Origin of the sequence: Sphaerisporangium krabiense (genome assembly GCF_014200435.1) — a bacterium.
Taxonomy (GTDB): domain Bacteria; phylum Actinomycetota; class Actinomycetes; order Streptosporangiales; family Streptosporangiaceae; genus Sphaerisporangium; species Sphaerisporangium krabiense.
Window position 1 is genome coordinate 704326 of sequence record NZ_JACHBR010000001.1, and the last position, 24135, is coordinate 728460.

Sequence of the window (24135 nt, forward strand, 5' to 3'; positions counted from 1 at the left end):
GCGAGTGCCAACACTGAACAGTATGCAAGGCCGCCGACACAGTCAACACGAGCCGTGCCAGTGGCGCGTAAGAGGTCTTCGAGGGCCTCGGACCAGGCCCGCCCCGCAGGGCGGTAGCGTCGGGCGGCGTGGATGTCGATGCCTTTCGTGAGCTCCTGACGCCGGACGGGCAGGAGGCGTTGCGGCGGGCCGCGGCGGGGCTGGCGGCCGGCGAGGAGGGCCTGCGGATCGTGAGCGGGCTGCGCAGGTCGTTCGGCCCGGGGCTCAGCGGGGCGGCGCTCGCGCAGGCGACGCTGCGGGCGCGCGGGGCCGCCAAGTTCGGCGCGGACGCGGCCGTCATGTACTTCACCGGCGACGGCCTGGAGCAGGCCACGCGCGCCGAGGTGGCCGCGCACCGGGCCCGCCGGTTCGCCGAGGGGGCGGCCGAGGTGACCACGGTGGCGGACGTCTGCTGCGGCATCGGCGGGGACATGATCGCACTGGCCCGCGCGGGCCGCCGGGTGGAGGCGGTGGACGCCGACCCGCTCACGGCCGAGGTAGCGCGGGCGAACGCGGCGGTCCTGGGGCTGGCCGGGCTGGTGACCGTGCGGGTGGGCGAGGCGTCCCAGGTCGAGCCGGAGGGGTACGACGCGCTCTTCGCCGACCCGGCGCGGCGCTCGACCGGCAGGCGGGTCTTCGACCCGATGGCGTACTCCCCGCCCTGGCCGCGGGTGCTCGCCCTCGCGGAGCGGGCGCGCGCGGCCTGCCTGAAGGTCGCGCCTGGCCTGCCGTACGAGCTGATCCCCGAGGACGCCGAGGCCGAGTGGGTGTCCTACCGGGGCGAGGTCAAGGAGGCCGTCCTGTGGACGGGCGCCTTCGCCGCGCGGCCGGGCCGCCGCGCGACCATGCTGCCCTCCGGCGACACGCTGACCGCCGACCCTTCCCTGGGGCCGGCCCCGCACGGGCCGGTGGCCCGGTACCTGTACGAGCCGGACGGCGCGGCCGTGCGCGCCCACCTGGTGGCCGAGGTCGCCGCGCTGGTGGGCGGCCACCTGATCGACCCGCACATCGCCTACATCACGGCGGAGTCCCCGGCGTCCACGCCGTGGGCCGCGCGGTACGAGGTGCTGGAGGCGCTGCCCTTCTCGCTGAAGCGCCTGCGAGCGGCGTTGCGGGAACGCGGGATCGGCACGGTGACGCTGAAGAAACGCGGCTCGGCGCTCGATCTGGAGCGTTTGAGGAAAGACCTCCGGCTTTCCGGTGATAAATCGTGTGTCGTGGTGCTCACCCGCATCGGCACGGACCCGTTCGCCTTCATCTGCCGGCCGTCCTGACCTGCCTAAACGCCACAACTCCCCCAAATCCACCGCAATCACGAAGTTTTAAAGTCGGCCCCGAAAGCGTCCCGCCGAGCCACTACAGTTGGCCAGCGCGGGATTTTGGCCTGATCGATGGCCGACCCGCCTTATTCGCCGCGTATTCGTCCCCGCGACGACCAGGACCTACCCCACCGCCGCGCGGCCGACCGCCCGCGAGTGAAGGAGCTTCCGGTGGATCACTCCAACCACGCCCTCCTCCAGGCGGGCGGCCAGACCGCCATCTCCGACCGGATGCGCGAGCTCCTCGCCCGAGCGGCCCAGGACCACGTCTACGAGCAGCGCACGCAGGGCGCGGTCCTCGACGAGATACGCCAGCGCCTCGAAGGCATGGAATGGCTGCTGCGCGAGGTGCGCGAGCGCGAGCTCGGCGGGCTCAACGGCGCGCTGGAAGGGGTGAACGGCCGGCTCGGCGAGCTGGCCACCCGGCCGCCCGCCTGGGCCGAGGGCCTGGCCCAGCACGTGGAGGCGCTGCGCGACCGGGTGGACCTCGTGGGCGACCGGGTGGCGGGGCTCGGCGACCGCGTCGAGGCCGTGGGCGACCGGGTGAAGCCCATCACCGAGCTCTCCGGCCTGTGGACCGACCTCGGCGCCGTGCGCGAGGGGGTCGCCGAGGCCCTCAAGCGGCTCCAGGCCGTCCTGGAGGGCGGCCAGGCGCTCCCCGAGCGCATGGCCGAGTTCGCGCGCCGCCTGGAGCATCTGGCGTCCGGCATGGAAGCCGCCGCGGGCCGGTTCACCCGCGTCGACAAGGCCCTGCACGAGCTCACCCAGCGCACCGAGCGGCTGGAGGGCGGCGTCCTCGACCTCACCGAGGGTCTGGACGAGATGCTGCCCTCGGCCGTCGAACGCCTCAACGGCTCGGTCGAGCGGCTCACCGAGAAGCTGGACGGCATGGCCACCCGGCTGGCCGAGGCCGAGACGCGGCTCGGCGGCCGTCTCGACGGCGTGGACGGGCGGGTCGCGGGCGTCGAGAGCCGGGTGGAGGGCGCCCTGTCCACCGTGTCCTCCCTGTCCGGCCTCTCCACCGTCCCCGGCCGGTTCGACGACGTGGACAGCCACCTGGGGGCCGTCCAGGGGCGCCTGGACACCGTGGACGTCCGGCTCCAGAGCCTGCACGACCGGGTCGAGACCGCCGGGGCCGGCCTCGCGGCCCTGGACGGCCTCGACGGGCGGTTCACCGAGGTGGACAGCGCCCTGACCGGGCTGGACAGCCGCCTGACCGGCGTCGACCAACGGCTCACGGGCATCGACGGCGCGCTGTCCCGGCACGACGAGCGGTTCACCGCGATCGGCGCGAGCTTCGAGGACGTCAGCGAGCGGCTCGACATGGTGGACGACCGTGTGGAGGCCGTCAACCAGCGCGTCGGCCAGCTCCCCGGCCTGCTGGAGGTCGGCGAGGTGCACAAGCGGGTGGGCGAGCTCATCGACGCCCAGGGGGGCGTCCAGGACAAGCGGTTCGACGAGATCGACCGCCGGCTGTCCGAGACCGTCGCCTCCCTGCCGCCGCTGGCCGAGCTGCTGGACCTCGTGCGGGCGCGGCCGGACCGCGGCCAGCTCTCCGAGACCGTCGGCGAGGTGATCCAGCCCGCGCACGACGACCTGACCCGCAGGCTGAGCGCCCTGGAGGAGACGATGCTCGCCCTCGCCGAGGCGCTCCTGCGCCCGGCGCGCCCCGTCAAGGACTGAGGCCGGGCCTCACACGTGGACGGTGGTGATCGGCAGCGAGGAGTCGGCGGGGATGTCCCAGGCGGAGGCCCCGATGCCGGAGGCCACCAGCTCCGACCCCAGCGCCGCGATCATGGCCCCGTTGTCGGTGCACAGCCCCGGCCTCGGCACGCGCAGCCGCACCCCCGCCGCGTCGCACCGCTCCTGGGCCAGCGCGCGCAGCCGCGAGTTCGCCGCGACGCCGCCGCCGATCAGCAGGTCCTCGACGCCGTACTGCCGGCACGCCTGCAGGGCCTTGCGGGTGAGAACGTCCACCACGGCCTCCTGGAAGGACGCGGCGACGTCCGCCACCGGCACGGACCCGCCCTCGCGCTCCTTGGCCTCCACCCAGCGGGCCACCGCGGTCTTCAGGCCGGAGAACGAGAAGTCCAGCGTGCCGTCGTCGTACTTGCCGCGCGGGAAGGCCACCGCCGTCCCCGACCCCTGCGCGGCGGCCCTGTCGATGTGCGGGCCGCCGGGGAAGGGCAGCCCGAGCACCCGCGCCACCTTGTCGAACGCCTCGCCCGCCGCGTCGTCCACCGTGGAGCCGAGCGAGATCACGTCCCTGGCGACGTCCGGCACCAGCAGCAGCGAGGAGTGCCCCCCGGAGACCAGCAGGGCGATGGTGGGCTTGGGCAGCGGGCCGTGCTCCAACTGGTCCACGGCGACGTGCGCGGCGAGGTGGTTGACGCCGTACAACGGCACGCCGAGCCCCATGGCGTACGCCTTGGCGGCGGCGACGCCGACGAGCAGCGCGCCCGCGAGGCCCGGCCCCGCGGTCACGGCGACGGCGTCGATGTCGGAGAACCGCACCCCCGCCTGTTCCAGAGCGCGCTCGACGGTCGGCGTCATGGCCTCCAGGTGGGCGCGCGAGGCGACCTCGGGCACGACGCCGCCGAACCTGGCGTGCTCCTCGACGCTGGAGGCGACGGCGTTGGCGAGCAGCGTGCTGCCGCGGACCAGGCCCACGCCGGTCTCGTCGCACGAGGTCTCGATGCCCAGCACCAAAGGCTCGTCAGCCATCTCGGTCGCCTCCCTGACCGTTCAGCGACCGCATCATCATGATCGCGTCGGTTCCGTCGTCGTAGTAGTCGCGGCGCAGGCCGACGCGCTCGAACCCGAACCTCTCGTACATCGCCTGCGCGGGCGGGTTGTCGGCCCTGACCTCGAGGAACACCGCGGTCGCGCCCCGGCGCACGGCCTCGGCGAGCAGCTCCGACAGCATGGCGCTGCCGATGCCCGCGCGCTGGCTGGCCGTCCGCACCGCGATGGTCTGCACGTCGGCCTGGTCCCCGGCCGCCGCCAGACCCGCGTACCCGACGATCTCGCCCTCGGCCACCGCCACGATGTAGTGGCGGGTGCGCGGCTGGTCGGCCAGTTCGCCGCGCAGCATGCCCTCGCTCCAGGCGTCGAGCGGGAACGTCGCGCGCTCGATGGACAGGACGGCGGGCAGGTCGGCCTCGGTCATCTGCCGGAGCGTGGCCACGCTCACGCCGTCACCTTCTTGGGCGGGCCCGGCTCGCGGGCGTCCGGGCGGCGCAGGTAGATCGGGCGGGGCGAGGTGAGCACGGCGTCGCCGTCCGCGCCCCCCGTGGCGGCCAGGCGTTCGGCGGCCAGCGCGGCCAGCGCGCCCGCCGAGGGGTACTCGGGGGCGTCCGGCGCCAGACGGTGCTCGCCGACGATCGCCGCGTACATGCGCGCGCCCGCCCCGACCAGCGGCGGTCCCGCGGGCAGGTCGCCGGGGTGGTCCACCGCGGGCTCGGTGACGCGGGTGCGCGCGTCGGCGTACTCGGCCCAGAACACCTCTTTGCGCCGCGCGTCCGTGGCCACGACGAACGGCTCGCTCAGGCCCGCGGCGTAGGCGAGCGCGTCCAGCGTGCAGACGCCGTACGCCGGGGCGCCGGCCGTGGCGGCCAGGGCCTGGGCGGTCATCAGCCCGACGCGCAGCCCCGTGTACGGCCCGGGGCCCGCTCCCGCGACGATCGCGGTGACGTCCCCGAGCGCGGCGCCCGCCTCGCGCAGGACCTCGCGGATCGAGGGAACGAGCAGCTCACCATGCCTGCGGGCGTCGATCGTCGTCGACTCGGCGAGAACCCGGTCACCATCGTGCAACGCGGCGGTGACGGCCGGTGTCGCGGTATCAAAGGCCAAGACCAGCACAAACGCCAAGCCTAACGGGTTTGCTGTGTTGATGGCGCCGCCTCCGGCGTCGCGGCCGTGTTCATGGCGCCGCCTCCGGCGTCGCGGCGTGCGGGCGCCTTTGAGCCGGTGCTCTTCCGTCGTCGGTCGGAAGGGGGATCGTTCCTCACCCCCTTCCTCCCTCCTCCTCCAGAGCACCGGCGCGCCCGCACGAGGGCCGGTTGTTCTCAGGGGTCTTCAGGCTGTCGTTCTACGCGGCGGCGGGGAAGGGGGCGCCTATCAGGGTCGTGTAGATGATGATGTTGTCGAGGTATTCGTGGGTCTTGCGGTCGAAGGTGCCGCCGCAGGTGACCAGGCGGAGGCCGTCGTCGGCGTAGACGCGTTCGGCGGGGAAGCGGTCCTTGGCGACCTGTTCGATGGCGTTGACGCGGTACTGGGCGGTCCTGCCGTCGCTGCGTCGGACCTTGACGATCGCGCCCTTCTTGAGCTCGCGCAGGCGGTAGAAGACGGCGGGGGCCGTCTTGGTGTCCACATGGCCGATGATCACCGAGGGGCCCGCGTCGCCGGGGACGACGCTCTGGTCGAACCAGCCCGCCGTGGACGGCTTCTCGAACGGCGGCAGCTCGACCTCTCCGTCGTCGGCGAGGCCCAGTTTCATGAGGGGGGCCTTCAGGCCGAGGGAGGGGATGTCGAGGCGCTCGGGGACGGCGGTCTTGATCCGGCGCGGCTCGGACTCGCGTCCGGGGCCGCCGGTGATCGCGTACAGGACGGCGCCGGTGACGACCCCGGCGACCACGATCCTCAGCCACTTGGGGGTGTCGGCCATGGGGGGAGCGCGGGCGGGACGGTCAGCGGGTCCGGGACCTGTGCCGCGCCAGCGCCACGCCGCCGCCGAGCGCCCCGAGCAGCACCACCACGGTCACCGCCGTGGGAATGCCGCCCGGCTCGTCCGTCGCGCCCGCGGCCGTGCCGCCGCCCCCGGCCCGCGGCGCCCTGGTGGGCACGACGCGGGTCCTGGTGGGGGCGGGCTCTGAGCGCTTGGCGGTGAGGGTGAACGTGGCCTTGCCGGTGTCGTTGGTGCCGTCGCACTTGACGTCGACCTCGTAGCGGCCGGGCCGGGCGTCCTCGTCGACGAGGGCGAAGCCGTGGACCTCCGGCGAGGGGGCCGCCGTGGTGACCGGGGTGGAGGACGCCGCGGGAGTGGACAGCGGCGGCTGGGTCAGCGTGACCACGCCGGTGAAGGAGTTGGACCGCGCCGTCGCCCGGTAGTCGGTGCCGCCCTGCGGAACGGGGCAGAAGGCGCGGACGCGGACCGAGCGCGTCGCCCCGCTCTGCACCTTGCTCGGCACGATCTGGACGCGGATGTCCTGCCTGCTCAGCGTGGGCGCAGGGGTGGGATCGGCCGTCCCTCCGGTCTGGGCCGAGGCGGTGCACGCGACGCCGCCCAAGAGAAGGAACGCACCCGACACCGCGACCCGCCCGACCCTGTGCACCGTCGCACTCCACTTCGCCGTACGATCCGACCCCGCCCGACACGACCACACCTGGGCTTTACCCAACCTGGCATACCCAGAAATGACAGGCCAACCCATTGGAACGATCTTCATTCCGATGATTCACAGGAACTCAGGAGTGCGTCAAGGGAGGCAAGATTACCGGTCTAGATCGGAGAAAGGCGGCCGATCGCCTCGTTCCACCGCGACCCGACCGCGCGCAGCTCGACGACGCGCTCCTCGCCCGCGTCGGCGCGCCGGATCGCGATCTCCAGACGGTCCTCGGCGAGCCCCTCCACCAGGCCCTCGCCCCACTCCACGACGGTCACCGAGTCCTCCAGGGAGGCGTCCAGGTCGAGGTCGTCGACCTCCAGCGCGCCGCCGAGGCGGTAGGCGTCCGCGTGGACCAGGGCCGGGCCGCCGGCGAGCGAGGGGTGGACGCGGGCGATCACGAACGTCGGCGAGGTGATCGGCCCGCGCACCTTGAGCCCCTCGGCGACGCCCTGGACGAAGGTGGTCTTGCCCGCGCCGAGCGGGCCGGACAGCACGACCAGGTCGCCGGGGCCGAACAGGCGCGCGACCTCCTCCCCCAGCGCGCGCATGTCCTCGGTCGTGGGCACGTCTCTGGTCACGTGTCTGGTCACCTGGTTCATACGGCCTCTCCCATCGCGTCTCCGGCGCCGGCCTCCAGGGCTCGCTCGACCAGCCGGGCGATCGCCCCGGTCACGGTCTCGGGCTCCTCCAGCAGTACCAGATGGGAGGCGCCCTCGATCTCGGTGAGCCGCGCGGTGGGCAGGCTCGCGTGGATGGCCCTGCTGTGCTCGGTCGGGGTGAGCCAGTCCTTGTCGCCGACGATGATCTCGGTGGGCACCTTGTCCAGCACGCCGAGGGCGGACAGCTTGTCGTGGGACATCAGCGCCGGGTAGAAGTCGGCGATGACGTCCGTGGGGGTGGAGCGGATCATGGACTCCGCGAAGTCGACCACGGTGGGGCTGATCTTGGTCGCGTCGCCGAACCCCAGGTAGCGCAGCACCAGGAACGACACGTCGCTGCCCGCCTGTCTGCCCTTGTCGATCAGCGCCGCGCGCCGTCCGAGCAGGGTGACCGCGGGCGCGGCGGCGCGGTGGACGACCTTGGAGAACAGGGCGGGCAGGCCCAGGGTGAGCTCGGCGAGCTTGCCCGCGGAGGTGGAGATCAGCGCCACGCCGCGCACCTTGTCCCCGAACAGCTCGGGGTGCCGTTCGGCCAGCGCCATCACCGTCATGCCGCCCATGGAGTGCCCGACGAGCACGCACGGGCCCGGCACCAGCGTCTTCAGCACCTCGGCCAGATCGGCGCCGAGGCGGTCGATCGTGCAGTCCTCGGCGGGGGTGCGGGTGGAACGGCCGTGGCAGCGCTGGTCCCAGAACACCAGCCGGTGGGTGTCGCGCAGGTCGCGCCGCTGGTAGTGCCAGGAGTCGAGGTTGAGGGTGTAGCCGTGGCAGAAGACGATCGTCAGCGGGGCGTCCTCGGGGCCGTCGACCTCGGCGTACAGCTCGACGCCGTCGGAGGTCCGCACGGTGACGGGCCGCCCGCGCAACTCGCCGAAGGGCTCGCTCGCCTCGAGATCCGGCCGCAGGCGGATGCGCCCCACGGCGTACCTCTTGGCCAGGGCGGCCGCCGCCACGCCCGCCGACGCGGCGCCGACGACCGCCCCGGCGATGCCGACCCTGCGGCGTGTGGGCATCCGTACCTCCTTCAACCGGCGCCTTCCATCGGTGCCGTCTCCCGGTGAACGCGCGGCACGCGCGCACCGATCCTCGTCACGATCTCATGAGTGATCGTGCCGAGGGAATCGGCCCATTCCTGAGCGGTGGGCTCCCCGTGGGCGCCCGGTCCGAACAGGACGACCTCGTCCCCCTCGGCGATCGGGTCGTCCCCTACGTCGATCATGAACTGGTCCATGCAGACCCGGCCCGCGACCCTGCGGCGGCGGCCGGCGGCGAGGACCTCCGCGCGGTTGGTGGCGCCGCGCAGCACGCCGTCGGCGTACCCGAGCGGCACCAGGGCCATGGTGGTCTCGCGGTCGGTCGTGTAGAGGTGCCCGTAGGAGACGCCGGTGCCGGCGTCCACGCGCTTGGCCATGGCGACGCGGGCGGTGAGCGTCATCGCCGGGCGCAGGCCGAAGTCGCCGAGCTCGGGGATCGGGCTCAGCCCGTACACGGCGATGCCGGGGCGGACCATGTCGTAGTGGGCGCCGGGCAGCGAGACCGTGGCGGCCGAGTTGGCGATGTGCCGCAGGACGTGCGAGCCGGTGACGCCGGCCTTGTCGGCGACGGCCAGGGCCTCGTCGAACTCGGCGAGCTGGCGGGCGATCGAGGGGTGGCCCGGGATGTCGGCGCAGGCGAAGTGCGACCACAGCCCGGCGATCTCGACGGCGCCCTCGGCCTGGGCGGCCAGCGCGCGGTCCAGCAGCTCGGGCCACGCGCGGGCGGTGGCGCCGCCGCGGGTGATGCCGGTGTCGGCCTTGAGGTGGATCCGCGCGGTGCGGCCGGTCCTGCGCGCGGCGGCGACGATCGCGTCCACCGGCCAGACGGCTCCCGCGGACAGCTCGACGTCCGCCGTCAGCGCCTCGTCCAGCGGCTCGTCCGGCGTGAGGATCCAGGACAGGACGGGCGCGGTGATCCCGGCGGCGCGCAGCTCCAGGGCCTCGCGGACGTAGGCCGTGCCGAGGCGGGTGGCGCCGCCTTGGAGCGCGGCGCGGGCGCAGGGCACCAGGCCGTGGCCGTAGGCGTCGGCCTTGACGGCGACCATCATCTCGGCGGCGCGGGAGTGCTCGCGCAGCACCGACACGTTGTGCCTGATCGCCGACAGGTCGACCCGGGCCTCGGCGGGCGTGGCCACGCGACTGTGGACATCGGGAATAGGGAAGCTCACCCTCTCAGTCTCGCAGTATCGCGCCCGTGCGGGGCAGGTTCCTGCCAGGGCCTCGCGGGCCGTGGCACGTGCCCTGTCCTGCACGGACAGTGCCCTGCCCCTTGCCGGTAAACCTGTCAGCCCACCGTCAGGGAGCGGAGCGCCGCGGGGAGCTCCAGGGCGACGTCGAGCGCCGCGACGGGCGCCTCGCCCTCGCCGGGGCCGCCGGCCGCCATGCGGGCGGCGAGGCCGTGGACGTGGGCCGCGCACGAGGCGGCCTCGTAGCAGGTCATGCCCGCCGCGAGGAAGGCTCCCGCGATGCCGGCGAGCACGTCGCCCGTGCCGCCGGTGGCCAGCCAGGGGGTGCCCGTGAGGTTCGCGCGGACCGGCCTGCCCTCCTCGGCGACCAGCGTAGTCGACCCTTTGACCAGCACGGTCACGCTCAGCTCCTCGGCGGCCCGCCGCGCGTGGCGCAGCCGGGCGGCCTCGATCTCGCCCGAGGGGACGCCGAGCAGGCGGCCGAGCTCGCCGGTGTGCGGGGTGAGGAGCGTGGGGGCCTCGCGGCGCAGCAGGGAGCGGTCCCGGGCGACCAGGGTGAGGCCGTCGGCGTCCACGATCACGGGCACGTCGCTGCCGAGGACGGACCTGGCGAGCGCGTGGGCGTCCTCGCCGGTGCCCATGCCGGGGCCGAGCACCCACGCCTGCACCCGCCCCACCTCGCCGATGCCCTCGCCCGGCGCGAGGACCGTGGTCACGGCCTCGGGCCAGCGGGCCCTGACCCGCGCGACGGGCTCGGCGGAGCTCGCGAAGCGCACCAGCCCCGCCCCCGCGCGCACGGCCCCGCCCACGGTCAGCACGGCGGCGCCGGTGAAGCGGTCGCTGCCGGCGACGACGCCGACCACGCCCCGGCGGTACTTGTCGGACTCCGGGCCCGGCCGCGGCAGGCGGGCGGCGACGTCGGCGCCGGTGAGCGCGACCACGCCCGGCTCGGGCAGCCAGGGACGAAGCCCGATGTCGAAGGGGGTGAGCGCGCCCACGTGGCTCGCGCCCGGGTCGATCAGCAGGCCGATCTTGACCGCTCCGAAGGTCACCGTGACGTCGGCGCGCACGGCCTCGCCCGCGACCTCGCCGGTGCTCGCGTCCACGCCGCTCGGCACGTCCACCGCGACGACGACGCCCTCGGCCCGCCGGCACAGCCGGGCCAGCGTGGCGTACGGCTCGCGCAGCGGCCCGGCGCCGCCGATGCCCGCCAGGCCGTCCATGACCAGGTCGGCCCGGACGATCAGGTCCTCCATCAGGACGGCGTCCCCGGAGCGGGCCTCGGCGACGCGGCCGCCCGCGCGGCGCAGCTCGCCGAGCCCGCCCTCGTGCGCCGTGCGACCGGCGAGGATCGCGTGGACCCGCGCTCCCCTGCGGGCCAGCGCCGCCCCCGCGTACAGGGCGTCGCCGCCGTTGTCGCCGCCGCCCGCCAGCACGACGACGCGCCCGCCGTACACGCGGGGGAGCAGGCCCGCGCACGTGGCCGCGAGGCCGGTGGCGGCCCGCCGCATGAGCGTGCCGTCGGGGAGGCGGGCCATGAGTTCCCGCTCGGCGGCCCTGATCTCGTCGGAGGTGTACGCGCTCAGCATTCCACCGAATCTAGCTTTCCCCGATCACCCGGTGAACGCCACCCGCCGGGGCGCGGGTCACCCTTCCGCGACCACGTACGCGATCGCGAACCCGCCGTCGTGGCTGAGCGAGACGTGCCACCACCGCACGCCGAGTTCGCGCGCCAGCTCGTCGACCCGGCCCTTGAGCCTGAGGATGGGACGCCCGAGGGCCGCCGTGGTGATCTCGGCGTCCTTGTGGGCCAGGCCGGGCGGCGCGCCGAGCGCCTTGGCCGCGGCCTCCTTGGCGGCGAAGCGCGCGGCCAGCGAGGCGATGGGCAGACCGATCTCGACCTCGGTGAACAGACGCTCGCGGAGCTTAGGGGTACGTTCCAACGCGGTGGCGAGGCGGGCGATCTCGACGATGTCCACGCCGATGCCGACGATCACGCCTCGGCCCTCCGGGGCCGGCGTCCGCGACGGGCGCGCGCCGGGACCGGCCCGCGCGGGGCCCGCGCGTCAACGGGAGTGCCAACGCTCCGGCGCACCGGGGCGGCAGGTGGCGGCCAGAGCGTCACGGCACAATCTTGCCCCACTCCGGCGGCGGAGGTCTCCTCGCAGTGCCCCCCGGTATCACTCCGCTTCACCCCCTAGACACCTGGTCACGGGATTGTCACGGCCCCCCGGGCCTTCAGGGGTCCCGCGTCCCGGGGGTGGCCCGGGGCCGACCGCGGGGCGCTCAGTAGAGTTTGCCGCCATGGAGGCACCTAGTCCGTACGTCGAGCTCAGCCGCGAGGAATGGCGGGAGCTGCGCAGGAACACGCCTCTCACGCTGACGGCCGGGGAGCTGGAAGAGCTGCGCGGCGTGGACGACCCGATCGACCTGACCGAGGTCACCGACATCTACCTTCCGCTGACCCGGCTGCTGAACCTGCACTTCACCGGCGCACGGCAGCGCAGCGCGGCGGTCAACACCTTCCTCGGCGACGACCAGGCCCCGCCGCCGTACATCCTCGGCATCGCGGGCAGCGTCGCGGTGGGCAAGTCGACGACCGCGCGGCTGCTGCACACCCTGCTGGCCCGCTGGCCCGAGCACTCCCGGGTGGAGCTGATCACCACCGACTCCTTCCTGTACCCCAACAAGGTGCTGGACGAGCGGGGCATCGCCCACCGCAAGGGCTTCCCGGAGAGCTATGACCGCAGGGCGCTGGTCCGCTTCGTCGCCGAGGTCAAGGCCGGCGTCCCCGAGGTCCACGCCCCGGTCTACAGCCACCTGGAGTACGACATCGTGCCCGGGGCCGTGCAGACGGTGCGCAGACCCGACATCCTCCTCGTCGAGGGGCTGAACGTCCTGCAGCCCGCTCCCCCGGCGGCGCTGGCCGTCAACGACTACTTCGACTTCTCCATCTACGTGGACGCCAGGGTCGAGGACATCCGCACCTGGTACGTCGACCGGTTCCACAAGCTGCGGCGCACCGCCTTCGCCGACCCCAAGTCCTACTTCTCCTACATCGCCGAGCTGTCGGACGAGGAGGCGACCCGCTTCGCGCGAAACGTCTGGCGGGACGTCAACGAGCTCAACCTGGTCGAGAACATCGCCCCCACGCGCGGGCGCGCGGGGCTGGTGCTGCACAAGGGCGCGGACCACGCCGTGCGCAGGGTCCGCCTGCGCCGTACCTAGGGCCAGGCGCCCGGTCATAGGCTTTTGCGGTGCTGCATCTGAGGATCATCTGCCCGTGCGACCGCTCCGCCGAGGTCACCGGGATGCTGGAGTCCGCGACGGGGGTGACCAACGTCGTCGTGCTCCCGGGGGCGGGCCGCCGTCCCGAGGGCGACGTGATCCTCTTCGACGTGGCCAGGGAGGCCGCCAACGAGGTCCTGACCCGCCTGAAGGAGCTCGGCGTGGCCGAGGAGGGCTCGATCGCGGTGGAGCGGGTGGACCTGTCCCTGTCCCGGGTCGCCGAGGAGGCCGAGGCCGAGGCCCCCGGCGCGCCCGAGGACGCGGTGATCTGGGACGAGCTGGCCGGGCAGGTCTCGGCCGACGCCCGCGTCACGTGGGCGTACCTGGCGTTCCTCGTCATCGCCACGCAGCTCGCCGCCATCGGCGTGCTGCTCCCCTCGCTCATCCTCATCGTGGGCGCGATGGTCCTCGGGCCCGAGTTCGGTGCGGTGGCCGCCGTCTCGTTCGGCCTGCTGCGCCGGGACCCGCGGCTGATGCTGGCCGCCGCCCGCACGCTGCTGATCGGGTTCGCGGTCGCGATCGCCGTCACCTGCGCGTGCGCGCTCGCGGTGCGCGGGCTGGGATGGATCGGCCCCGGCAGCCTGAACGGGCACGACGAGGTGACCTTCATCGTGAAGCCGGACAAGTGGGCGTTCATCGTGGCGCTGCTCGCGGGGGCGGCCGGGGTGCTGTCGGTGACGGCGGGCAAGTCGTCCGCCCTGGTCGGCGTCTTCATCTCGGTCACCACCGTCCCGGCGGCCGGGTACGCGGCCGTCGCCGTCGCGCTCGGCAGGTGGCAGGACGTCGCGGGCTCGGCGACGCAGTTGCTGGTGAACATCGCGGGCATGGCGATCGCGGGCACGGTCACGCTGCTCGCGCAGCGGTTCTTCTGGGCCAGGTACGGCCTGCGTATCGCCCCACCCCCCGGGCGGATGAGGCGGAATTCCTCCGTCTGACGGAGGAGCCGGGGTCCGGCCGTTGGATAGTGTCCCGTCATGACCATCCTCGCCACCGAGGGACTCACCAAACGCTTTCCCCGCGTGACGGCGCTGGACCGGCTCACCGTCACCGCGGGGGCCGGCGTCACCGGCCTGGTCGGGGCCAACGGCGCGGGGAAGTCCACACTCATCAAGATCCTGCTGGGGCTGCTGCCGCCCACCGAGGGCAGCGCGACGGTGCTCGGCCTGAGCCCCGCCACCCAGGGGCTGGAGATCCGCAGGTCCGTCGGCTACATGCCCGAGCACGACTGCCTCCCGCCCGACATGTCCGCCACCGAGTTCACGGTGCACATGGCCCAGATGGCCGGCCTGCCGCGCAGCGCCGCCCGCGAGCGCGCCGCCGACACGCTGCGCCACGTCGGGCTGTACGAGGAGCGCTACCGGCCCATCGGCGGCTACTCCACCGGTATGCGCCAGCGGGTCAAGCTGGCCCAGGCGCTCGTCCACGACCCCCGGCTGGTCTTCCTGGACGAGCCCACCAACGGCCTCGACCCGCAGGGCCGCGACGAGATGCTCGCCCTGATCCGGCGCATCGGCGCCGAGTTCGGCATCAGCGTGATGGTGACCTCCCACCTGCTCGGCGAGCTGGAGCGCGTCTGCGACCACGTGATCGTCATCGACGGAGGCCGCCTGCTGCGCTCCTCCGCCATCGGCGAGTTCACCCAGGCCACCCGGTCGATCACCATCGAGGTCGAGGAGGGTCAGGAGGCCCTGGCCGAGCGGCTGACGTCCCTCGGGCGGTCCGTCACCGCGCACGGGCGCCTGCTGAGCGTGGACGCCGGCTCGCCCGAGACCTTCGACCTCGTCCGCGACGCCGTCGTCGACCTGGGCCTGTCCCTGGTCCGGCTGGAGCAGGGCCGCCACCGCATCGAGGACGTCTTCCGGCAGGAGGCCGCCAGTGTCTGAGCCGTCCCCGGCGGCGACCGTCCCCGGGTCCCCCGCCGCGCCCACCGGTGTCATCCACGACATCGGCTACCGCCACTACGAGGGCCGGCGGCTCGGCCGTGGCGCCTCGCTGGCCGCGCTGACCCTCCACAGCCTGCGCGGCCTGTTCGGGCTCGGCCGCACCGCGCGCGCCAAGATCATGCCGTTCCTGCTGGCCGGGATCATGCTGCTGCCGGCCGTCGTGTCCATCGCGATCATGGTCGTGGCGAAGCAGCAGGGCGTCGCCTATCCGACGTTCGCGGTGGCCATGCAGGCCGTGCTCGCGGTCTTCCTCGCCGCCCAGGCGCCCTACCTGGTCGCGCCGGACCTGCGGTTCCGGGTGCTGCCGCTGTACCTGTCGCGCCCGGTGACCAAGGGCGACTACATCACGGCCAAGCTCACCGCCATGACGATCGCGATGTTCCTGCTCGTCGCGGTGCCGATCACCGTCACCTACATCGGCGAGCTGCTCGTCGACATGCCCGGCCCGCCGCACACCAAGGAGTACTTCGCCGCGCTCGCCGGCGCGGTCGTCTTCGCGGTGCTGCTGGGGTGCCTCGGGGTCGCGATCGCCTCGTTCACCCCGCGGCGCGGGCTCGGCGTCGCGGCGGTCATCGCGGTCTACCTGCTGACCTCCGGCGTCTCCGCCGTGCTCGTCGGCGTGCTGATGTCGGTCAGCCGTGACTCCGCCGCGGCCTGGGCGTGGCTGGTCAACCCGTTCTTCCTGGTGGACTGCCTCCAGGTCTGGCTGTTCGGCACCACGCCCAACAACGACGGCGGCTATCCCCCGGACGCCGGCGGGCCCGTCGCCCTGGTGGCCATCGTGGCGTTGATCGCCCTGAGCGTGACCGCCCTCGTCCTCCGCTACCGCAAGGCGGCCGCATCATGATCATCGAACTCCGGCAGGTCTCCCGCTGGTACGGCAACGTGGTCGCGGTCAACGACGTCACGATGACCATCGGCCCCGGCGTGACCGGGCTGCTCGGCCCGAACGGCGCGGGAAAGTCCACCCTGCTCCACATGATGGCCGGCTTCCTGGCCCCCTCCACCGGCTCGGCGACCCTCGACGGGAAGACGATCTGGCGCAACCACCAGATCTACCGCTCCATCGGGCTGGTCCCCGAGCGCGAGGCCGTGTACGGCTTCCTGACCGGCTGGCAGTTCGTGCTGTCCAGCGCCCGCCTGCACCGCCTGCCGTCCCCGGAGGACGCCGCGGCCAAGGCCCTCGCCATGGTCGAGATGGAGGGCGCGAAGGACCGCCGCGTCGAGACCTACTCCAAGGGCATGCGCCAGCGGGTCAAGGTCGCCGCCGCGCTGGTCCACGACCCGAAGGTCCTGCTGCTGGACGAGCCGTTCAACGGCATGGACCCGCGCCAGCGCCTCCACCTGATGGACCTCGTCAAGGACCTCGGCGCCGCCGGGCGCACCATCCTGTTCAGCAGCCACATCCTGGAGGAGGTCGAGCGGGTCGCCCAGCACATCGAGGTGCTCGTCGCCGGACGCCACGCCGCCTCCGGCGACTTCCGCGAGATCCGCCGCCGCATGACCGACCGGCCCCACCTGTTCCGCGTGCGCTCCAGCGACGACCGGCGGCTGGCCGCCGCGCTGATCGCCGACGCCTCCTCGGGCGCGGTCTCCCTCGGCGCGGAGGGCCTGGAGGTCCAGGCCGTGGACTTCCGCAGGTTCACCTGGCTGCTGCCGAGGGTCGCCCGCGACGCCGGGGTCTCGGTCTGGCAGGTCTCCCCCGCCGACGAGGACCTTGAGAGCGTCTTCTCCTACCTGATCTCCGGGAGCACCCGATGAACTCCGTCGTCGCCGGAATCACCTACCGCGCCGTGCTCGGGCGCCGCAGGGTGCTGCTGCTGCTCCTGCTGCCGCTGCTGCTCATCGGCCTGGCGATCCTGCTGCGCGCGCTCGGCAGCACCAGCGAGAGCGCCGCCGTCCGCCTCATGCAGGTGTACGCCGTGGGCACGATGCTGCCGCTGCTCGGGCTGATCGCCGGGACGGGCACCATCGCGCCCGAGATCGACGACGGCACGATCATCCACCTGCTGTCCAAGCCGATCCCGCGGCCGGTGATCGCCGTCACCAAGTTCGCCGTGGCGGCCTCGCTGCTCGCGCTGTTCGCCGCCGTGCCCACCTACGTCGCCGGGTACATCATCCTCGGCGACGAGGCCGGCATCGCGGCGGGCTTCGCGCTCGGCGCGCTGGTCGGCGGCATCGCCTACGCGGGGGTGTTCCTGTTCCTCGGCGTCGTCACCCGGCACGCCGTCACCGTCGGCATCATCTACGCCGTGGTGTGGGAGAACCTCGTCGGCGGCTACGTGCAGGGCGCCAAGAACCTCTCCATCCAGCAGTGGGCGCAGACCATCGCCGCGCAGGTCAGCACGTCGAACTTCTTCGAGGCCACGGTCAGCATGGGCTTCGCCGTGCCCGCCGTGCTGATCGTCACGGTCGGGTCGGTGCTGTGGGCCGGCCGGCGGCTGCGCACCGTCTCGCTCGCCGGCGAGGAGTGACGGCGCTCACCTGCGGAACATCAGGCGCACGCAGACGCCGATGGCGATGCAGCCGACCGCGAAGACCAGCAGCACGCTGGAGGCGGCGAACCCCACCGCCCACAGCCCGGGGGTGTCGGTCGTCCGCGGCGACACCCCCTGCCACACCGCGAGGACGGGCTGGGGCGCCGTGAACGGCACCAGCGCCGCCACGGCGGTCTTGACCGGCACGAACACGCCGAGCACGACTCCGGCGATGAGGACGGCGGCGAACGTCCACGGGTACAGCAGGGAGCGGAAGAAGTAGCCGTCGGTTCCGGTGGCGGCGAGGATCCAGGTCGCGAGCGCCCCCGCGGCGAGCGAGCCGACGGCGATCAACTGATGCCTGTACCGGTGGACCACGAGAATTCACCCTAAGGGACGGCGCCCCACCCCCGAGCCGCCGGTACGGGAGGATATCCACTTGAGTCTCCACCTACTGGAGGGTGGAGGGTTGCTCCTCGAAGGAATGACCTGACCGAGAGGAGATGACGATCATGGCGGATTCCGCGCGGGAAAGACGGCGGATCATCGACGCGTTCGTGGACGAGGCGTTCGCCGGCGTCGAGCCGGACGCGCCCGGGGCGCGCATCGCCGAGGGCATGCGGGTGCTGCCCGACGAGCCGGACGAGCTCGGCCCCGAGAAGGCCCGCGCGTGGGAGGAACTGGCCGGGCTGGTCGCGGACGACGGCTTCCGGCGGCGCGTGCGCCAGATGGCGGTCGAGGGCGCCAAGGGCGGCGACGGCGAGGGGTACGACGCGCAGCCGGTCATCGAGCACGCGGGCGGCGCCGTGGCGGCCGGGGTCGCGCCCGGCTCCCCCGAGGGACAGGAGATCCTCGCCAAGCTCATCCCGGCCGGCACGCCCGCCGCGGAGCGCGAGCGCGTCGCCACGCGGGTGGAGATCTTCACCGACCGGCGGGTCGAGCGGTTCTGGGAGCTGATGGGCGTGCTCAACGACCGCCCGCCCTTTCCGAGCGGCGTCCCGGCGTTCGAATGGTTCGCCGCCGCGCTCCGGGCCCGCTGAGCACCGGACGGACGACGAAAGGCGGGGCCCTCCCCGGAGGGAGGACCCCGCCTTTTCGCACGTCTCCGGGCGGCCCGCCCGAAGGTCAGGCGCAGGTGGCGCGCACGACCTCGGCCAGCCGTCCGGCGATGCGCTCGGCCTCGTCCTGGGACTCGGCCTCGACCATCACGCGGACCATCGGCTCGGTGCCGCTCGGCCTGATCACCACGCGGCCGGAGTCGCCGAGCGAGCTCTCCGCCTCCCGCACGGCGGAGGCCAGCTCCACGGACGTCTCGGCCTTGATCTTGGACACGTCGCGCACGTTGACCAGCACCTGCGGCAGCCGGGTCATGACCGAGGCCAGGTCTCCCAGGGAGCGGCCCGACCGGGCGACCCGCGCGAGCAGGTGCAGCGAGGTGAGGAGGCCGTCCCCGGTCGTCGCGTGGTCGAGCATCACGACGTGGCCGGACTGCTCGCCGCCGAAGTTGTACCCCCCGGCCTTCATCGCCTCCAGGACGTACCGGTCGCCGACCGCGGTCTCCACCATGGTCAGCCCGGCCTTGCGCATGGCGATCTTGAAGCCGAGGTTGGACATGATCGTGGCCACGACCGTGTCCTTGGCCAGCGTGCCGTCCTCGCGCATGGCCAGCGCCAGGACCGCCATGATCTGGTCGCCGTCCACCACCTCGCCGGAGGCCGTCACGGCCAGGCAGCGATCGGCGTCGCCGTCATAGGCCACGCCCGCGTCGGCGCCGCGCTCCACGACGGCCGTGCGCAGCGCGTCCAGGTGCGTGGACCCGACGCCCTCGTTGATGTTGAGGCCGTCGGGGGCGGCGCCGATGGTCTCCACCACGGCGCCCGCGCGGCGCAGCGCCTCGGGGGCGACCATGTGCGCGGCGCCGTGCGCGCAGTCCACGACCAGGCGCAGGCCCTCCAGGCGGCCGTCGACGCTCGTCAGGACGTGCGAGACATAACGGTCGGCCTCGCCGTAGGCGTCGCGCACGCGGCCGACGGCGGCGCCGACCGGACGGTTCCACTTCTCACCGAGCCGCCGCTCGATGTCGTTCTCCACCGCGTCCGGCAGCTTGAAGCCGCCACGGGCGAAGAACTTGATGCCGTTGTCCGGCGCCGGGTTGTGCGAGGCGGACAGCATGACCCCGAGGTCGGCGCCGAGCGCCGACGTCAGGTAGGCGACGGCCGGGGTGGGCAGCACGCCGAGGCGCAGCACGTCCACTCCAGACGACGCGAGGCCGGCGACCACCGCGGCCTCCAGGAATTCTCCTGAGGCGCGAGGGTCCCGGCCCACGACGGCGACCGGGCGGCCACGCCGCCCGACGCTCGACTCGAATGCTCCGGCGTCGCCGAGGACATGAGCCGCCGCGACCGACAGGTCCATGGCGAGCTCGGCCGTGAGGTCGCGGCCCGCGACCCCACGGACTCCATCGGTGCCGAACAGCCGGCCCGTCAACGCTTGCTGTACTGAGGAGCCTTGCGGGCCTTCTTGAGGCCGTACTTCTTGCGCTCCTTCTCCCGGGCGTCGCGGGTGAGGAAGCCGGCCTTCTTCAGCGGCGGGCGGTTGGTCTCGGTGTCCAGCGCGGTCAGCGCACGGGCGAGGCCCATGCGCACGGCGCCGGCCTGACCGGTCACGCCGCCGCCGTCGATGCGGACGAAGACGTCGAACTGGTCCTCGGCGCCGAGCGTCACGAAGGGCTCGTTGACGATCTGCTGGTGCACCTTGTTGGGGAAGTAGTTCTCCAGCGAGCGACCGTTGATGGTCCACTTGCCGGTCCCCGGCACGATGCGGACACGGGCGATCGCTTCCTTGCGACGGCCGGTGCCGTACGAGTTGCCCGTGGTGATGGGCTTACGCGCGGCGACGTCACTGCTCGGAGCGGACTCGCTGGTGTACTCGGACGGGAACTCCTCACCGGAGGGGTCCGCAAAGTCCAGCTCGCCCTCGAAGGGCGTCTCGACACCGGTGGGCTCGGCCACGGTTCTCCTCTAACTTTCGATCTATCGGCGTCAGCGGTCGGCCAACGGTGACTACTGGGCGATCTTGGTGAGCTCGAAGGGGACCGGCTGCTGCGCCTGGTGCGGGTGCTCGGCGCCGGCGTAGACCTTGAGCTTCTTGGCCATCTTCCGGCCGAGGGAGTTCTTGGGCAGCATGCCCTTCACGGCCTTCTCGACGGCGCGGTCCGGCCGCTTCTCCATCAGCTCGGCGTAGGACACCGAGCGGAGGCCGCCGGGGTAGCCCGAGTGGCGGTACGCCTTCTTCTGCTCCAGCTTGTTGCCGGTCAGGGCCACCTTGTCGGCATTGATGACGATGACGAAGTCACCGGTGTCGACGTGCGGGGCGAAGATCGGCTTGTGCTTACCGCGGAGCAGCGTCGCGACCTGGGTGGCCAGCCGACCCAGCACGACGTCGGTGGCGTCGATGACGTACCACTGACGCTCTACGTCGGTGGCCTTAGGGGTGAACGTGCGCACGGTGGTAAGCCTTCTGTCGGATTGACGTCATCTCGGTAGGTCGTGGGCGGGCGCACGACGGCCCAGACCATCCGTCTCCTCGAACAGGGAGATGACGCCGGACGCGCCGCGCATCGGTCACGACAGACCGATCCACACACAACAAATGAGCAGACTACCGGCGACACATGCGCGGGTCAAAACGAGTACGCCACGACGACGGCGCCGGCAGGTCCGTGCGTCCAGCGTACCGGGTGCCGTCGCGAAGTCCCAGAGGACACGAGCGCCGGGCCACGGGAATTCCGGTTTCGCACGCATCGCGGTGTTCGCTGTCCGAAACCTGGCACAGAACCAGATTCGGACGCCCTTTCCGCGACAAAAACCCGTCCCCGGCGTCTCTTCTGTAACATGAGCTGACCTCTCTATATTTGGCAGCGGCATGAGTCAGCGCCCCACCCCCAGAAACGCCCAGAGGTTCCCCCCGAGGCGGACCCACGTGGGCCTGCTGGCATGCCTGACGGCGGCCCTGCTCGCCGGCGTCGTCGTCTCCCGCCTCGACCCGCCAGAGCCCCCCGCCGTCGAGGTCTACCTGCAGACCGGCACACCCGCGCCCACCCCCGCGCGCGGCCGCCTGCTCGCCGCGCCCGAGGCCGCCGCCACCAAGCTGCCGTCGCTCGGCCGCGTGCTGCGCCCGAGCGCGCCCTCCACCGCGGCGCCGCACCCCAGCCCCACGCCCACCCGGTCCGCCAAGCCCCGCGACACCATCGACGGCACCGGGTCGCGCATCCCCGCCGACGCCAACGTGGGCACGGCCAGCGGCAGCGAGGAGACCGGCCCGCCCGAGGGCGCCGTGCCCGCGTCCCGCCTGGAGGCCGCGGCCGTCGCGCTCACCAACCAGGAACGGACCCGCAAGGGCTGCGCGCCCCTGCGGAGCGACCCCCGCCTCGCCCGCGCCGCCCGCGCCCACAGCCGCGACATGGCCGCGCGCAACTACTTCGGCCACACCTCCTCGGACGGCGGCAGCCCGTGGGACCGCATGGCCCGCGCCGGCTACAGCGCCAGCGCCGCCGAGAACATCGCCCGCGGCTACCAGAGCGCGGAGGAGGCCGTGCGCGGCTGGATGGCCAACAGCGGCCACCGCAGGAACATCCTGAACTGCCAGATCAAGACGGTGGGCGTCGGGGTCGCCTACGGCTCGGGCGACATCTGGTGGACCCAGGACTTCGGCTATTCCTGACCTGTTATGTCGCGCCGCCGGGCTACTCTCGGCGCATGGGTTACCCCGGGGATCAGCCACAACGCCGTCAGCCTTACCGCCCGTACGAGCCGCAGGAGCCCTCGGGGTCGCGCGACTCGGAAGAACGCCCCGAAGAGCGCACCGGCCCCTCCGTGCCATGGCCCACCCTCCCGCCGCCCGAGGAGGGCGAGCCCGCGCGACACCCCATGTCCCGCATGGAAGAGCGCCGCAGGCGCGCGCAGGGCCTGCCCATGGACGACCCCCTGGGCGCCCCGCCCTTCGGATCCCCCGCCGCCGGCGAGTCCTCGGACCCCCGCGGCGCCGGCGCCCCCTTCGGGCGCGGCCCCGGCGAGGAATCCACCACGAACCCTGACCTGCACGCCGCCCCCCGCCCAGGCGCGAACACCGGCCCCCACCCGTCCGCGGGCCCGGCCGCCACGCCCTTCGGCACATCCGCCCTCCAGGGGAACACCGGACCAATCGGCCCGTCCGGCCCTCAGGGGAACGCCGGCGCTCTGGGGTCCGCCGGTCTTCCCGGTGGGGGCGGGGCCGGCTCGGGGACGGGAGGCTTCGGGGCTTCCCCGGCGGGCCCGGGGCGTGGCTCCGGCTTCCAGGGTGACCCGCTCTTCTCCAAGGACTTCCGCTTCGGCGACACCCCGTCCGCGAGCGGCACCGGCCACGGACAGCCCGGCCCCGGCGACCAGAGCGCCCCCGGCCCAGGCGCCGGCCCTCTCCCCGCCGATCCCCTGTCCTCGAATCCGCTGCCGCCCAACCCTCTCTCCTCGAACCCATCGCCGCCGAGCCCCCTGTCCTCGAACGCCTCGTCTTCGAGTGACCCGCTGACCGGGAGCCAGAACGGCTTCGGCGGCGGGCGCGCGCCCGGCTCGCCACGGGAGCGTGGCGGCGTCTTCGCGGAGCCGGACGGCCCCACGCCGTTCAACCAGCCCTTCGAGCGCGTCTTCGGCAAGCCCGACTCCCGGCCGTACGAATCCCCTCAGACCCCGGTCTCCGCATCACCCCCGGGCCCGACCTCGGCGTTCGAGCCGCCCCGGGCCCCGAGCCGTCCCTTCGAGTCCGCGCAGTCCCAGCCCGAGTCGTTCGGAGGCGGCCGCGCGCCGAACCGACCCTTCGAGGCGTCGCCGGACAGGCCCGCCGGCTCGCCGGAAACGCCCGGCGCCGAGGAGCGCCCGTTCGAGGCGTTCGCGCCGCAGAGCCCCGGCCTGCTCTCCCGCCCGCGAAAGGACGGCCGTCCGTCCGAAGGCGAACCGCCGCCTCCCCCTATGGAGACGCGCAGGTCGGAGCCCGAGCCCGACGACCGGCGTTCCCGGGCGCCGCTGATCGTCGGCGGCGGCCTGGTCGGCCTGATCGGCGTGGTCGTCGCGGGCGTCATGTTCCTGAACAGCCTCGACGATCCGCCGACGACGGCCGCCGTCCCCAACACTCGCCCGACCGCGCAGGCCCCGATCGTCACGAGCAACAATGACAAGTACGGATTCGCGGCCTCACGGAAGACCGACCCGCAGCCGCTCACGCTGAAGGAGGTCTTCGGCCACAAGACGGTGACCGCGCACGGCCGGTCCTACCTGATGACGGTGCGCCGGACGGACAAGAAGTGCGGCGACGCGGTGCACGGCACGGGCATCCAGAAGGCCCTGAAGGCGGGGGGCTGCACGCAGTTCCTGCGCGCCAGCTTCCGCGACAAGCGGGGCGACCTCATCGGGACGGTCGGCGTGGGGAACCTGAAGACGGCCGCCGCCGCCAAGAAGGCCGGGAAGACCGGGACGGGCAAGGAGCTGGCCGACTACGTGACGCCGCTGCCCGGCAAGGACACGGCGACCAAGCTGCTCGGCGGCCCCGGGGAGTCCTTCGCCGCCGCCTGGCCGCAGGGGCACTACCTCGTCATGCTGTGGTTCCAGTACAAGGACGGGCACAAGCCCTCCAAGAACGAGATGAAGCAGCTCAATCGGGCCGCTCTCGACATCACGGAGGCGACGGTGTTCGCGGCTCTGGACACACGCGCGCTTACCGGAGCGAAAACCAATTGATACTTAATAGCCCCATAAACGCACATAACCACACA

At 73.1% G+C, this 24135-nt stretch carries 24 protein-coding genes and 1 pseudogene; 11 read left to right on the plus strand and 14 right to left on the minus strand.

Annotation, left to right across the window (positions count from 1 at the left end; genetic code table 11):
- The first annotated feature begins 128 nt into the window (after positions 1-128).
- Both BJ981_RS02910 and BJ981_RS02915 read left to right on the plus strand, forming a co-directional pair.
- Entirely contained in the window at positions 129-1313 is a 1185-nt protein-coding gene (locus BJ981_RS02910) for a class I SAM-dependent methyltransferase (protein WP_184608180.1), read from the plus strand.
- Between the two features lie 216 nt (positions 1314-1529).
- On the plus strand, positions 1530-3041 hold the full coding sequence (locus BJ981_RS02915; protein WP_184608181.1) for a hypothetical protein: 1512 nt from the start codon (positions 1530-1532) through the stop codon (positions 3039-3041).
- A 9-nt stretch (positions 3042-3050) separates the two neighbouring features.
- On the opposite strand, the gene tsaD is transcribed toward BJ981_RS02915, so the two are convergent.
- The 10 genes from tsaD to BJ981_RS02965 form a co-directional block, all read right to left on the minus strand.
- Entirely contained in the window at positions 3051-4082 is a 1032-nt protein-coding gene (tsaD, locus tag BJ981_RS02920) for a tRNA (adenosine(37)-N6)-threonylcarbamoyltransferase complex transferase subunit TsaD (RefSeq protein WP_184608182.1), read from the minus strand.
- Positions 4075-4527: a ribosomal protein S18-alanine N-acetyltransferase gene (rimI, locus tag BJ981_RS02925; RefSeq protein WP_184615553.1), complete on the minus strand. Its 453-nt coding sequence runs from the start codon at positions 4525-4527 to the stop codon at positions 4075-4077. The genes tsaD and rimI overlap by 8 nt, the downstream gene beginning before the upstream one ends.
- A 20-nt stretch (positions 4528-4547) precedes the next feature.
- A complete protein-coding gene (gene tsaB / locus BJ981_RS02930; RefSeq protein ID WP_184608183.1) occupies positions 4548-5219 on the minus strand; it encodes a tRNA (adenosine(37)-N6)-threonylcarbamoyltransferase complex dimerization subunit type 1 TsaB in 672 nt (223 codons plus the stop codon).
- Between the two features lie 229 nt (positions 5220-5448).
- Positions 5449-6024 carry a class F sortase gene (locus tag BJ981_RS02935; RefSeq protein WP_184608184.1) on the minus strand — a complete coding sequence of 192 codons (576 nt, stop codon included), beginning with the start codon at positions 6022-6024 and terminating at the stop codon, positions 5449-5451.
- Positions 6025-6046: 22 nt separating this feature from the next.
- The gene (locus BJ981_RS02940; RefSeq protein WP_184608185.1) at positions 6047-6691 is read right to left on the minus strand and encodes a hypothetical protein; all 645 of its coding nucleotides are present in this window, start codon (positions 6689-6691) and stop codon (positions 6047-6049) included.
- Between the two features lie 167 nt (positions 6692-6858).
- On the minus strand, positions 6859-7344 hold the full coding sequence (tsaE, locus tag BJ981_RS02945; protein WP_184608186.1) for a tRNA (adenosine(37)-N6)-threonylcarbamoyltransferase complex ATPase subunit type 1 TsaE: 486 nt from the start codon (positions 7342-7344) through the stop codon (positions 6859-6861).
- Positions 7341-8417 carry an alpha/beta fold hydrolase gene (locus tag BJ981_RS02950; RefSeq protein ID WP_184608187.1) on the minus strand — a complete coding sequence of 359 codons (1077 nt, stop codon included), beginning with the start codon at positions 8415-8417 and terminating at the stop codon, positions 7341-7343. The genes tsaE and BJ981_RS02950 overlap by 4 nt, the downstream gene beginning before the upstream one ends.
- A gap of 11 nt (positions 8418-8428) precedes the next feature.
- Positions 8429-9574, minus strand: coding sequence for an alanine racemase (alr, locus tag BJ981_RS02955; RefSeq protein WP_184615555.1), 1146 nt, complete (start codon positions 9572-9574; stop codon positions 8429-8431).
- Positions 9575-9723: 149 nt separating this feature from the next.
- Positions 9724-11214, minus strand: a complete 1491-nt coding sequence (locus BJ981_RS02960) for an NAD(P)H-hydrate dehydratase (protein WP_184608188.1) — start codon at positions 11212-11214, stop codon at positions 9724-9726.
- Between the two features lie 57 nt (positions 11215-11271).
- Entirely contained in the window at positions 11272-11622 is a 351-nt protein-coding gene (locus BJ981_RS02965) for a holo-ACP synthase (RefSeq protein WP_184608189.1), read from the minus strand.
- A gap of 307 nt (positions 11623-11929) precedes the next feature.
- Between BJ981_RS02965 and coaA the strand changes: the two genes are divergently transcribed.
- The 6 genes and pseudogenes from coaA to BJ981_RS02995 all read left to right on the plus strand — a co-directional run bounded on the left by coaA (position 11930) and on the right by BJ981_RS02995 (position 17330).
- Positions 11930-12853: a type I pantothenate kinase gene (gene coaA, locus BJ981_RS02970; RefSeq protein WP_184608190.1), complete on the plus strand. Its 924-nt coding sequence runs from the start codon at positions 11930-11932 to the stop codon at positions 12851-12853.
- Positions 12854-12882: 29 nt separating this feature from the next.
- The gene (locus tag BJ981_RS02975; RefSeq protein WP_184608191.1) at positions 12883-13848 is read left to right on the plus strand and encodes a DUF389 domain-containing protein; all 966 of its coding nucleotides are present in this window, start codon (positions 12883-12885) and stop codon (positions 13846-13848) included.
- A 132-nt stretch (positions 13849-13980) separates the two neighbouring features.
- Positions 13981-14796, plus strand: a pseudogene (locus BJ981_RS02980) (ABC transporter ATP-binding protein); the annotation flags it as partial.
- Positions 14789-15703 carry an ABC transporter permease gene (locus BJ981_RS02985; RefSeq protein WP_184608193.1) on the plus strand — a complete coding sequence of 305 codons (915 nt, stop codon included), beginning with the start codon at positions 14789-14791 and terminating at the stop codon, positions 15701-15703. The pseudogene BJ981_RS02980 and the gene BJ981_RS02985, both read left to right, overlap by 8 nt.
- Entirely contained in the window at positions 15700-16617 is a 918-nt protein-coding gene (locus BJ981_RS02990; protein ID WP_184608194.1) for an ABC transporter ATP-binding protein, read from the plus strand. Before BJ981_RS02985 ends, BJ981_RS02990 begins: the two co-directional genes overlap by 4 nt.
- Complete coding sequence (locus tag BJ981_RS02995) at positions 16614-17330, plus strand: ABC transporter permease (protein WP_184608195.1); 717 nt, start codon at positions 16614-16616, stop codon at positions 17328-17330. Before BJ981_RS02990 ends, BJ981_RS02995 begins: the two co-directional genes overlap by 4 nt.
- A 6-nt stretch (positions 17331-17336) precedes the next feature.
- Here BJ981_RS02995 and BJ981_RS03000 read toward each other — a convergent pair whose 3' ends face one another.
- Positions 17337-17711, minus strand: coding sequence for a hypothetical protein (locus tag BJ981_RS03000; RefSeq protein ID WP_184608196.1), 375 nt, complete (start codon positions 17709-17711; stop codon positions 17337-17339).
- Between the two features lie 134 nt (positions 17712-17845).
- Here BJ981_RS03000 and BJ981_RS03005 point away from each other — a divergent pair, with 134 nt between their 5' ends.
- Positions 17846-18373, plus strand: coding sequence for a hypothetical protein (locus tag BJ981_RS03005; RefSeq protein ID WP_184608197.1), 528 nt, complete (start codon positions 17846-17848; stop codon positions 18371-18373).
- An 85-nt stretch (positions 18374-18458) separates the two neighbouring features.
- Here the strand turns inward: BJ981_RS03005 and glmM are convergent, their stop codons facing one another.
- The 3 genes from glmM to rplM are packed head-to-tail and all read right to left on the minus strand — an operon-like array spanning position 18459 to position 20839.
- Positions 18459-19820: a phosphoglucosamine mutase gene (gene glmM / locus BJ981_RS03010; protein WP_184608198.1), complete on the minus strand. Its 1362-nt coding sequence runs from the start codon at positions 19818-19820 to the stop codon at positions 18459-18461.
- The gene (gene rpsI / locus BJ981_RS03015; protein WP_184608199.1) at positions 19817-20344 is read right to left on the minus strand and encodes a 30S ribosomal protein S9; all 528 of its coding nucleotides are present in this window, start codon (positions 20342-20344) and stop codon (positions 19817-19819) included. The genes glmM and rpsI overlap by 4 nt, the downstream gene beginning before the upstream one ends.
- A gap of 51 nt (positions 20345-20395) precedes the next feature.
- The gene (gene rplM / locus BJ981_RS03020) at positions 20396-20839 is read right to left on the minus strand and encodes a 50S ribosomal protein L13 (protein WP_184608200.1); all 444 of its coding nucleotides are present in this window, start codon (positions 20837-20839) and stop codon (positions 20396-20398) included.
- Positions 20840-21314: 475 nt separating this feature from the next.
- Between rplM and BJ981_RS03025 the strand changes: the two genes are divergently transcribed.
- Both BJ981_RS03025 and BJ981_RS03030 read left to right on the plus strand, forming a co-directional pair.
- Positions 21315-22055, plus strand: a complete 741-nt coding sequence (locus BJ981_RS03025) for a CAP domain-containing protein (protein ID WP_184608201.1) — start codon at positions 21315-21317, stop codon at positions 22053-22055.
- 152 nt (positions 22056-22207) lie between these two features.
- Positions 22208-24100: a hypothetical protein gene (locus tag BJ981_RS03030; RefSeq protein ID WP_184608202.1), complete on the plus strand. Its 1893-nt coding sequence runs from the start codon at positions 22208-22210 to the stop codon at positions 24098-24100.
- Positions 24101-24135 lie beyond the last annotated feature (35 nt).

Excerpts from the sequence above, each read along its gene's own strand:
- tsaD (WP_184608182.1), bottom strand. The coding sequence starts at position 4,082 with ATGGCTGACGAGCCTTTGGTGCTGGGCATCGAGACCTCGTGCGACGAG.
- rimI (WP_184615553.1), bottom strand. The coding sequence starts at position 4,527 with ATGACCGAGGCCGACCTGCCCGCCGTCCTGTCCATCGAGCGCGCGACG.
- BJ981_RS02935 (WP_184608184.1), bottom strand. The coding sequence starts at position 6,024 with ATGGCCGACACCCCCAAGTGGCTGAGGATCGTGGTCGCCGGGGTCGTC.
- tsaE (WP_184608186.1), bottom strand. The coding sequence starts at position 7,344 with ATGAACCAGGTGACCAGACACGTGACCAGAGACGTGCCCACGACCGAG.
- BJ981_RS02950 (WP_184608187.1), bottom strand. The coding sequence starts at position 8,417 with ATGCCCACACGCCGCAGGGTCGGCATCGCCGGGGCGGTCGTCGGCGCC.
- BJ981_RS02960 (WP_184608188.1), bottom strand. The coding sequence starts at position 11,214 with ATGCTGAGCGCGTACACCTCCGACGAGATCAGGGCCGCCGAGCGGGAA.
- coaA (WP_184608190.1), top strand. The coding sequence starts at position 11,930 with ATGGAGGCACCTAGTCCGTACGTCGAGCTCAGCCGCGAGGAATGGCGG.
- BJ981_RS02990 (WP_184608194.1), top strand. The coding sequence starts at position 15,700 with ATGATCATCGAACTCCGGCAGGTCTCCCGCTGGTACGGCAACGTGGTC.
- BJ981_RS02995 (WP_184608195.1), top strand. The coding sequence starts at position 16,614 with ATGAACTCCGTCGTCGCCGGAATCACCTACCGCGCCGTGCTCGGGCGC.
- BJ981_RS03005 (WP_184608197.1), top strand. The coding sequence starts at position 17,846 with ATGGCGGATTCCGCGCGGGAAAGACGGCGGATCATCGACGCGTTCGTG.